This is a genomic window from Klebsiella sp. K47 (genome assembly GCF_051858335.1).
GTDB classification, from domain to species: Bacteria; Pseudomonadota; Gammaproteobacteria; order Enterobacterales; family Enterobacteriaceae; genus Klebsiella; species Klebsiella pneumoniae.
The window spans coordinates 1-11351 of record NZ_JBPYUI010000009.1 but is presented as its reverse complement, the minus strand read 5'-3'; the positions used below and the strand labels follow the sequence as shown (position 1 = coordinate 11351).

Genomic DNA, 11351 nt, shown 5'->3' with positions numbered 1-11351 from the left:
CAATCGGTGGAAGGTATTAGCAGTGAGCTATTTAAGAATGTAAATATGCTCAACTTCACCAGTCATATTTACCTTGCGATCTATAAAAACCAGTTTCCGCCCACATGTAGCTTCCATCTTTCATCATTGATAGCGCCTGAAGTATGATTTTTGAAAATGAATTCATTAAAGCCAACTTCATTCAACTCGAAATAAACAGCTTCACCACCGTTTGAACATGATTTTATCTTTATCAGGTGGCGTGATTAAACGGAAAAATACGTTACGCTAAATGTCACTGTGACACATTCCAGTTATTGAGCGCATCTGTCAGATTACAGCGCCCCGTTTTCGTCTCCATCACGTCATACATATTAAATACATAATTGCCATTCCCGGTATCTTTGACGTTTCCGATAAACGCAAAATACATCGACTGGCCTTTACTCTGATTAAACGTCTGGTACGCCTTTTCTATATTTTCTTGATTAGCATCTGCGGTTCTGACTATTTTCATTTTTAATGGCGGACTGTCGCAACGGACAAAAACAATCTCCTGATTTTCTTTTTTTAACATGCCCCAGAAAATATCATTATAATCCTCGGCATATGCATTGCCTGCTAGAAAATATATAAAGAACAATCCTGTCAATAATGATTTCAGCATTACGCTTTCTCCTGTCAGAATAAAATCCTTTTATGTCCCCAGTGAGTGTAGGGGACATTATTTCTTTCCGCGTTTTTATCCCCGCCTGCCATTTCTTTCTGACGGACGTTATCCCGCTTCAGAAACCCACACCGGGCCGCCGTCGTGTCGCGCCATCAGGGACCACAAAACATGAAACTTTTCGCCTTGTTTATGCTCCTCCTCCATTGTTCTGTCTTCCCATTCCGGCATCAGTTCCCCCTGCTCCAGCGTTACCGTGACCGGTTTGTCCTCCACAAAAATCGACCATTCACCGCCGTGTGGACAGGGTTCGCCGCTGGACGCGCTTATCCGCTGCTGTTCCGTGATGTACTGTTGCTGACGTTGCGGCCAGTTGTAAAGCTCCTCCGGGGTTCCCCGCGGGAAAAAGCCTTCCAGCGGCACGTTGATAAACCGGTTTTTCACCCGCCGTATCCGTATCCAGTTGGTTTTTGTCCATGCCCCTTCCTCCCAGTAATACTCCTGCTGACCAACATCATTGACATACTGAGTTCGCACACGTCCCTGCCATGCATCAGGAATATTCTCCCTCAGATACATCAGGCGCGCCCCCGCATCAAGCAGATCCGGCAGGTACAAACCGTCAATCGTCACCGGATCGCCTTCCCGGAGATACACGCTGTGATCCAGTTCATAGAGTGGCAGTTGCATAGGTAGCGCCAGTGGACCATAAAGACTCTCTTCATAGTAATAAGTCAGCGAACCTTCGTACCAATAACCCGTCGAAGTGTCTTTTATCAGATCATCATAGAACCCCGCCCGCCAGAGTAGTTTCTGATATTGCTTCTGAGCTACATCAGGCATCCAGTTCGGGAAATAATCTATCAACCCCCGCCGATCACTACTGATATTTCCCCCAGAATGCAGTGCATTTGGATCGTTTTGCTGACGCTGTAGAAAATCATAATGTACCGACTTTAATGTACCGCGAATATTGGGCAGTACCCGCCCCCCCCAGACAGCATCAATCTGTTCATACAGCGGGCGCCGACGGATATCCAGAGGCATGCTTTTTGCCCATTCAGCCACCTGATACTCACATAACTCAACCAATGCCCGCCACGCCTCATAACGCTTCCGATAATATTCCACCGACATTGCTCGCTCTAGCAGCCAGCACTCTTGGGGGTGCAATATCGCCATATTACCTCCTTCTTTATTTATCAATCTTTCCTGTGGTTATCACTCTTCAGGCACGAAAATTTTAGTTTGCAACTGGGGAATGCCGATATACATATCCACTTCATCAGAAAAATCCCTATATCCCCACCCTGTGTGCTGACGTTTCCCCAGATAATTCAGATTCAGATCGGCCGGGTCTATCACTATCTGAATTCCCCCACCTTCCAACACTATGTCCACATTTTTACCATTATCAGTCACACTACGCGACTGTGAGGCAGCGGGACCTTCCCAGACTTTCATTGTGGTGCCTGGCGGGACGGTATACACAACATATTCGCCATTTTCATTCCAGCTCTTCCATACCGCAAAACGTCGCCGCCACTGCGATTTGCTTTTCAGAGCCATAAACTCAGCCTCACGCATCCAGCAAAAACTGTTATCACTACTGGCAGGATCCAATACACGGTACAATTTTTCATTCTGTGGCAGCTCAACATAACGCATTTGATGAAAGCTTTTTATATTATCTTCCGACAAAGCAGGCCAGCCTTCCTTATCCTTTTCCAGTCGCATCAGACTCTTCTGTTCTGCGCTCGCCTGTTTCAACCCTGGATATTTCTCAGTTACCCCCACATCCACCCAGTCCGGCTTATTATGAACCAATAACTCAGCCTCTTCTGCATCTTTAAGACGAGTCGGGCGATGCGGATTAGCGCCAGTATGCGCCTTATAATAATTATCGCCTTCCTGTCGTAGACGCGCGGCCAGCTTTTCCAGTGTCTCATTCAGCGGAGCCAGTGCCTTCTCCAGCATAGTATTGGCCTGACTACGAATAGAAACCAGCAATTTCCAGGTCGTCTCAATCGGCTGGCGAATAGATTCCGGCCCCCAAGATTTGGCTTTATCCAGCAGGCTTCCAGTGACTTCCATTAATTCATCAAATTTCGTCAACAGCACGGACACATTTAGCTGCGCAATCAGCTCTCTGACCTGCTTCTCGGCATATTGGTAGGGGTTATAAATCTTCATATATTTCATTGTGGCCTGCACTACGGTCATATCAATGAATCTGTTAAATAACGAGACAGCAGCATCAATAGCTTTTAAGGTTATCTTCCCAGCAAGAGCAGCTTTTCTTATCGAATTAAATAGCACTTTGAAAATCCCTTTAATCAGGGAACCCGCAACTGGAATAAGACCAACCAGAGTGAGGATCATTGCCACCCATGCCCAGGTGGTATCTGTTTTTTTATCGTTTCCTTCCTTTATTTTCATGCAGTTAGCAACCAGATCACGGACATCGCAAATCTGATCCACCAGAGGGATCATAGAAATAACAGTACCTGTTACTACCTGCCCGGTACTCTGGTTATCGTTAAAATCCCCCTGAATGGTTTCCCAAATCCACTGCCCGGTCGCTTCAATTTTCTTATGTATGCCAGAATACCAGCTTTCTGGTGGCGGCTGATAAAAAGCCAGCGCTCTGTCTAAATCAGTGTCTGTATCCATTATTATGCTCCCTGTCCATCCGCCCCTAATTCAGCATCTACTGAGGCAAGCAGGGACGAATAGGGATCCCAAGGTTTGTCCGGTTCCGGCTCTGGAAATTCGTATTCCACCGTTGCTGATTCGGGGAGGACAATGGTATGCAGTGCGTACCCTTTATCATCTAACATGCCCGACAATACAGCCCCTGACTCAAAAGCGATTGTGTACTTCGCGCCACCAATGGGAATACCATCCCAGTCCCGCAGATCCAGCGACAGATCGTAATTACCTTTTCCCGGCAGCACAGGCATCTCAACCGGCAACTGCGCTTTACTCATCTTCTGCACATTCGCTGATTTCAACAGGATATTCTTCGGTCCTCCTACCTCCACCCCGCCGCCGCTCAGCCTGATGTACGCCTTGCCGCATTTCAGCACAAGTTCCTTCTCTGCCTCTATCTCCACCACATCTTCCGTACTGCTTATCTTCATCCCATGGCGCGATGTCAGCCGCATTCTCTCGTTCTGAGCCTCCACTTCAACTTTTCCCTGGTTTGCGTACAGCTTTATCCCTCCCTTGCGCGCAAATACACTCACCGCGTCTCCCGCCGAGACAGTCACCTTCTCCATCGCCCCTGCATCAATATTTGTTCCCGCCATCAGCCCTATACTGCTCTCTCCCGAACCCAGTCTGACGCCCTGTGGACTTACAATCCCCACGCCTTCCGGCGCGCTCAGCACTATCCCTGCCTTTACAAGCTCCGACAGCGCGCCGTTCAGCGACGTATGCCCATCAAGATCCGCACCATGCGCCTTCGCCACCTCCGCCGCCTGTGACAGACTTTTTGCTATCGATAACGCATTTTCCAGTTGCGTTATTGCTGCCTGCATATCCAGTACCTGCCCCTGCGCCTTTTCCTGCGCATCGGCGCTGATAAAGACACCTTTTTTCGCTCTTATCGCACCCCACATATCGGTGCGCAGTTCGAAACCCTCACCGCGCTGCTGCTTCCCAGCATCCACCAGATGTCCCAGGTTCAGCTGGCTCTTTCCGCCGTACTCTGTGCTAACCTTGATGTGCTCCTTACCCCGCTCATCGTCCAGCCGGATTTTGTTATTCGCCGGGGTGCGCAGCACGTTGCGCTTATAGTTCTGGATGGTCACATGGTCGGTGTGCGCCGAGTCGTGTTTCACCCCGGCGATATATGGCCTGTCCGGGTTGCCATCCTCAAACGCGATGCTAACCTCGGTTCCCGCCAGCAGCGGCAGGTGCAGACCGTAAGTATCTCCCGCATAGGGGCGTGACTGCCGTACCCACAGGCTCTCGAAACCCGGCTTCCACGTATCCCGGTCAAAGTCCAGGTTCACTCGATAGCGCCCGTCTTTGTCGATATGAGCGTAGACATCATTTGCCGTGGTGCTGGTCACCCGCGCCGGGAGTGTCCCTGCCATCACAGGCCTGCGAATGAGAGGAGGGCGGTAGCCGTAGCGTTCGGAATAGGGGATGGCGGTGAATGTCAGTTCGTAGCTGCGGTCTCGTGCTGCGCTGGCGGTAATCCCGGTTATCAGAATGCCCTTGCGGAATACCTCTGGCGCATCATTACCCTCGACCTTTATCTCCAGCCCCGGCATCAGCAGAGAACTGGTGCTCTGTCCCTTCAGGATGGCGCGTCCGTTCAGGTAGCGTTCGTGGCGGATACGCGCATAGAATGCACCACTCTCCGGCGTCGCTTTGTCACCCGTTTTCAGAAAATTGTCAGCGTAATGATAGGCTTCACCGTAGGTGGTGTTATCCCCGCCTGTTACGTCAAACTGGCCTGTTGTCATCTCCGCCATCGCTTCACGGTAGTTGTAATCCCGCGTCGTGACGGACCTCGATACCACGCTGTAGGCCGTGTTCAGACCCCACACTGCTTCGGTTCCGCTGTCGCTCATCCCCGAAGGGTGACGCAGCGGCAGCGTCAGGCCGCGCTCATAGCCACTCTGGTCGTCGTAAAACTCGATAACCCCGATTTTCAGTCGGGCGTCGGTACTGAACCGGAACCAGATACCCACCTCCGACAGCAGCCGTGAGATGAATGTCACATCGTCTTCGTCGTACTGCATGACCTGCTCGCGTGACGGGTAGTCGCTTTTCAGGTTAAACACAAAGTCCTGACCGCGCATCTCATGCCGCTCGCGGAGTATTTTCTCCACGATTTGCGGCACCGTCTGGTTCTGATAAATCGCGTTCTGATGACTGCGGGACAGTAGCGCCAGACGGGGCTCCAGCCGCACCTCATACCGCGCCTCGTCCCGTGAGGAAGACAATTGCTTAAATCCGGTGATCACCCCGTACAAGGTACGCAGGGGAGTCTGCGTCGGTATCCCTTGCACCGGCGGGGCGGTCAGGCTGAATGCCCCGTCCTGCATCAGTACCGACTCCGGCGCAATAAACTTATCGCTGCTGGTAAACTGAATGTCATAGCGGAACGGGGCGCTTAATTGCTCCTTGCCTTCAAAGGACAGTACGTCCACGCCGCTGCTCAGGCCGCGGATTTTTAACGCGTGGTGTGAGTGGTCGAAGTTCTGTACATCCATCGTGGGCTTCCTTATTTCGTAACAAATTCCACAGAATTTCCTCTTGCGGGGCCCTGTTCAGGCACGCTACCGCCCATAGCCATGACCTCGTGCCCATCAGGTTTACATCAGGCTAAATTGTGAATAGCGGTTGCTCGGTACCGGTACCACCGATATTCAGCGAGCCGCATATCGAACCCGTGCCAAAAAAGCAGAAGGCTTCCTGCCGGCCATGGTTAGATGGCTGAAACTCCTTGTGGATTTAACTGAGATAACGCCGGTTCTGGCAGCATGTTCTGTTTCACGTCCTGACAGGCGTCAGTGCGGGGAACCAGACTGATTTCGACGCGCCGGTTAGCGGCCCTGCCTTCCGGCGTATCGTTAGTTGCCGCAGGATGGCTTTCGCCCAGCCCCTGTACGGCAAAACAGGTGGCCGGAATGTCGCTGGTCTGTAGCATCCAGTCGCGCACGGCTTCCGCGCGTCGCAGCGACAATTGCTGATTGGCTTTTTTATTGCCGGTGGTATCGGTATATCCGGTGACCACAATCAGCCAGCCCGGCCTTGCCCTGATATTTACCAGCGCGTTAATCAGCACTTTTGTCGAGCCGTCTTTCAGACGGGCCTGTCCGACGTCAAACAACGCCATGCTGTCGAGACGCACGCTCTGTACCGGTAATGCGTCTGCTACATCCCTTTTTTTCTCAGGTGGACGGTAATCGCGAATAACCCGCCATACCGGCTGGCGTAGCCGTTCGCCGGGATATAAGCCCAGACTGAGACGTAATGGCTCCCCTTCGCGAAAATAGCTATCCAGAATATTTGCATCGTCCTTCAGGACCGACAGGTGGTGGGCTTTAGCGGCGTCGTTGTCTGCCGGAACGGCATCATATTTATGTAGATCGTCGCTCACCTGCAGCAGCAGGCTGCGGTTTGCGGTTGCTGACAGACAGAGCGCAGCCACTCCTGCCACGGTGGTCATCAGCAGCGCCGCCACGCAGGCGCGGCGCACTGGCGTAAATCCTGATTGACGTGGTAACAGCGGCAGCATCATGTCCGGGAACGGCAGGGGAGATGCGCCGATCTTCGGTATCGCCTCCGGCGTCAGTCCCGTTTTTGCCGTTGTCCATGTCTGCCACAGATTGCCTTCCAGCGCAGGCAGCGATGGCGCCTGCCCCATGCCCGCCGCCAGCGGCGGATACCCGTTCAGCTCTGGTAACACCATCTGATTGAGCCACTGCATCAGGCTTTCCATCCGCAGAAGATGGCAAAGCCGCAGGCTGCTCCCATCGGTTCCGGGCTGTGCCGCCCATGCCGTCGGAGAGCTTTCTCCGGCGGGTGTCACCACCTGAACCTTGCCGCCGGCGCAGATAAACCACGGTAGATCATCCTCTCGCCCTGTGCCGGGCAGCCAGCTCCACAGCAGCAGCGGCACTTTTATGCCCGCCCTGCGGCGCACTGTCGCCAGACCGCCGACAAAGCGTCGCAATCGTCCCGCCAGAACAGCCATATCCAGATGAACAACCGGCACGACCGTGCAGGCCACACATAACTGAGAAGCCCATGCGGGGCGGTCAGCTAGCAGCACTTCAGCCTGTCTGATAAGTTGCTCTTCATCCGCAACGTGCAGGTACAGCCCTCCCGCGACCTGCCGCAGCGGGTTTTCTGTGAATAACGATGCTGCCGCGTCGCCGCACACCAGCACTACGGGCTGCCGATATGTTTTGGGCGGCAATCGGGACAGCCATGCGCTGTCGGCCTCAGTCTGTCTTTTTTTTCCGCGCCAGCACGCCAGCAGGCCTACTGCGATGATGATAAGCGCCACTGTCACGCCAAATTTCATCGCCGTAGAGGCCTGATTGAATCCCAGCCATAGCGCCAGCACCAGCAGCATGCTCCACAGCAAAAGCGCCTGTTTCAGCGTGTTACTCACCCGGCTCATCTTCAAGACTTGCCTGTTGGCAGCAGTTCATCCACCAGTACATTCAGCCAGCTATGCAACCCCCACCAGACGCCAACCAGCACAAGCATTAGCAGTAGCAGCCAGCAAAAAGGAGACTGCCACAGGTAATGCTGACGCCTGGTCAAAGGCACGTTCAGCACTGCCGAATCTTCTTGCACCCTGAATGGCTCAACCCGCTTGCTGAACATCGCAATGAGATGCTGCCGTTCATCAGATTCGGGGTCCTGATAGCGCCCGCGAAACCCCAGCAACAGCACGCGATGAAAACAGGTCAGGACCGCCGGCGTGGGGGCTGGCTCCTGTAAAAACCGCTTCATACGCTCATACAGTAGTTCGCCCGCCTGAAGGGTATTGAAAAAATGCGACTGGAGAGGGTTTTTTAGCCAGACCATCTGGCCATCATCCATCACGTCCCGGCTGAGAACGGTTTCGTCCAGCAGCGCGCACTGAGCGTAAGTGATATGTTCTATGTCCTGCTGGCTGAATCCGGCCGCTGTCAGACGCTCGCGTACCCCTTCCACCTGCTGCAGACAATGGCGATATAGTTCCTGTCCGTGTCTTGCAGAAGTGCCCTGACGCAGTTCCACCACCGTCAGAAAGGTGTCGCGAAGTAGTACGTCAATGTCGATTTTCCGTTCCTGTGTCATGACCGCAGTACCGCAAAAAGCTCGGGTTTCAGATCGCCCAGCGTACCCGGCGCGTAAATCATGCAGCACCCGGCATCCAGCATGGCTTTAGCCGGAGCGCTCTGCATATCCAGCGCAAAGTACTGATTCTCCAGCCGTAATGGCAATGCAGCCGGAACCTGCGTCAGCGGAACAACAGGGACACCGTTCAGCGCAACATTAACCAACAACGTAACGTCATCCGGCGCCCCGATTTTGCAGAGCCGTGGTAACTGTTGCAGAACGACGTGCGTCGGCAGCGAGGAGCGAACAGAAAGGTAAAAATCCGCCTCTTCCCGCAGGCGTGGATCGTGAAGTTCGGCTTTCCAGCGGTTGCCGGGAAGGGATTCCAGCTCGAGCGCAATCACCCGCGACGGCAGGCTGGCTTCGAGCAGTTCGCTGAGCAGGGTAAAAAGCGGCGGAAAAACGGAGGCTGGAGCATCATGGACATATGCGGGAATGGCGCTCACGTTGTGTTCAAGGGAAAAGGTCAGCAACGCGCCGGCCAGACGAGCCAGTTCGCGCCAGACGAGTTCAGGATGGATGCTCGGATACCGTAAAAAATCACTTAGAACCGGTTCAGCGCTGTTCAACGCATTGAGTAACCAGAACAGGGACACATCCGCTACCGCGAAGTCCGCCATACGCTGATTGCTTTCCCGGCGCAGGGCCATCAGACGCCGGCACTTCGCTTGTAGCTGCAACAGCAACGTATCCAGTCGCTCCACCAGACCAATATGTGCGCTGAGGGCAAGCAGCGGCGGGATGTAGCTTTCATCCTGAGACCAGTTACCCTGACCATTCCGCGTCAGACGTGCAAGCGGGCAGGTGATGTAATCCTGATTGTTATCATGGGCGAAACGCAATGACAGCGCATGGCATTCAACGGCCATTTCTTCACTGTCGCTGCCATAAATATCCTGTACTTTATGCCATTCCTGACGATAACGCAGGGGTCTTTCAGTATGCTTTTCCTGTCCCAGATTACCGCCATTCGCATGTTCCAGCGGTAACGCCAGGACAACTATTGCCGTATTTTCCACCGCCAGAGTATGTAAATCACAAGCCAGAGGCAGCGCATCGGAAACTTCGGAGTCGATCAACGAGCCATCGGAAAAACGCAGGCGCAGGGTACGTAATTTTAACTTCCCTAACGCCAGCGCTTCTCTGTCAAACTCGACTCTCGCCACACCCCATGGATGACGGATACCCAGCTGTGCAATGCTGTTGTTACTGTACGTTTCCCAGCGGGCCTGCTGCTGAAACTGTTGTGAGGACAGGAACGTTCCCTCAGCCCATAGTGGTCGATGAATTTTCATACTACACCACCGCCCGGTCAGGTTTTTGCTTTTGGCATTTGAGAAACCTGAGACCGTGCCAGCGTGACTTAACGTGCTGGACGTCTGGCTGATGCATAACCACATCCTCTGCAGATTTCGCCAGACAGGAAAGTGGAGTATGGATAGCTACCGTCAGATGTATTTTTCTAAACAACGACTGATAAATACCGTCTGATCCCATCATTGTTGACATAGCCGCAGATGAAGAAATATGTTCCTTTGCAGACATCAAAATTTCCCTTTTGAAACTTTTATCCGGTTTTGCCCAATGACTTTCCCAGGCGTGCAGGTTAACCCCTCTCCTGTAACGACATTCTTGTTAATTCTTCCATCGCTCCAGGTTCAGTCATGGCGTTAGTGAAGTTGTTTTGGTTTAAATTAAGGCCAATTATTGGGGCTATAGTTAATAAATGTCTGGTGGACACTACAATCCCTGGCGGAGAGAAGATGTAGAGGTAACTTCACATTCATGGCGCTTCCTGTTTTCAGGCCCGGCTTTATGTTAAAGCGAGTTTCGGGAACATCGTTTAGAAATTTTTTAGCCATGTAGCTTCTCCCTGTCTAACTAACCCCTGTTTAAGTATCTGACCTTGATCCAATTTAACAGTTAAATAAAGCGTGGTGCAATGTGGTCAGTGTCTGAAAGATCGTTATTATTACTACTATAAATAATTTGGCTCGTATCCTAAGATAGTTTTATTTATATGAAGTTTCTCAATTTATTGACCATCAAGGGCAATCTGCTTGGTTATGGCTAAGTATAAGCATAAAATACCGATAAACGATCGCGTAATAATATCGCAACGCCACTTTTTCGGAATAAATAAAAGCTTCTTTAATAAATGATATTTTTGCTGTGAATGATTTGGTGGCAAAAAGTTCGACCATCTACTGCGAGATTAGTGAAGTACAGAAGGGAAAAGATGGGATTAATACCATGATTTAAAACAATCAGAAGAAGCTCTGGTATCAAAAATATAACATTTGCATCAATTATCATGATTTATTCAGTAATGAAAGTATGGTGCTGACTTATAATGAAAACTATCATAGATACATTATCTCAATTAAATCCTGTTTGTTGCAGTGCCCTGTCTGGCAAGATAAGCACCGAAATATAATGATTATATCAAGTCTGCTATCTTCATTCTTGTTGGCCAGGGGCCGATTACAAACGTAAAGATAACGGTAGTTCCGGGAATTTAGTCCTTTTATTGCGCAAAACTCTAAATGAGTGGATTAAGTAAGTGGCTTTTAGCCGTACACTCATTTGTCCACGCATCATCTGTGGATCTCCTGAGAGATACAGGGAAGTATAAAAAAACGTTGATAAATTGCGGTTTCTTGTATTTCAGGGGCTGTTACGGATGACATAAAGCAAACCGGCGAGGGGGCGGCAATGGCCGTTCCCGTTTTCGGCAGAGGTTTTGCCGGCGGCAGAAACAAAAAAACACCCTTGAGGGTGTTTGTTATGTTGGTTGCGGGGGCCGGATTTGAACCGACGACCTTCGGGTTATGAGCCCGACGAG

Annotated in this window: 9 protein-coding genes; all 9 read right to left on the bottom strand. The window is 51.5% G+C overall.

What is annotated here, in order from left to right; translation table 11 throughout:
• Positions 1-274: 274 nt before the first annotated feature.
• A complete protein-coding gene (locus RRF55_RS10550; protein WP_016530473.1) occupies positions 275-646 on the bottom strand; it encodes a hypothetical protein in 372 nt (123 codons plus the stop codon).
• Between the two features lie 108 nt (positions 647-754).
• Complete coding sequence (locus RRF55_RS10545; protein WP_009485630.1) at positions 755-1828, bottom strand: hypothetical protein; 1074 nt, start codon at positions 1826-1828, stop codon at positions 755-757.
• Positions 1829-1867: 39 nt separating this feature from the next.
• Positions 1868-3319, bottom strand: a complete 1452-nt coding sequence (locus RRF55_RS10540; protein WP_032104126.1) for a hypothetical protein — start codon at positions 3317-3319, stop codon at positions 1868-1870.
• Between the two features lie 2 nt (positions 3320-3321).
• A complete protein-coding gene (locus RRF55_RS10535) occupies positions 3322-5877 on the bottom strand; it encodes a DUF2345 domain-containing protein (RefSeq protein WP_102007254.1) in 2556 nt (851 codons plus the stop codon).
• 215 nt (positions 5878-6092) lie between these two features.
• Positions 6093-7796 (bottom strand): OmpA family protein, encoded by a 1704-nt coding sequence (locus RRF55_RS10530; RefSeq protein ID WP_016530256.1) that lies wholly within the window; start codon positions 7794-7796, stop codon positions 6093-6095.
• 2 nt (positions 7797-7798) lie between these two features.
• Entirely contained in the window at positions 7799-8464 is a 666-nt protein-coding gene (tssL, locus tag RRF55_RS10525; RefSeq protein ID WP_004181140.1) for a type VI secretion system protein TssL, short form, read from the bottom strand.
• Positions 8461-9801, bottom strand: coding sequence for a type VI secretion system baseplate subunit TssK (tssK, locus tag RRF55_RS10520; RefSeq protein ID WP_004142901.1), 1341 nt, complete (start codon positions 9799-9801; stop codon positions 8461-8463). The genes tssL and tssK overlap by 4 nt, the downstream gene beginning before the upstream one ends.
• Position 9802: 1 nt before the next feature.
• Positions 9803-10051: a hypothetical protein gene (locus RRF55_RS10515; RefSeq protein ID WP_020325078.1), complete on the bottom strand. Its 249-nt coding sequence runs from the start codon at positions 10049-10051 to the stop codon at positions 9803-9805.
• Between the two features lie 1052 nt (positions 10052-11103).
• Positions 11104-11351 (bottom strand): hypothetical protein (locus RRF55_RS10510; protein WP_205318101.1); only part of this gene is annotated, 248 nt, incomplete at its 5' end.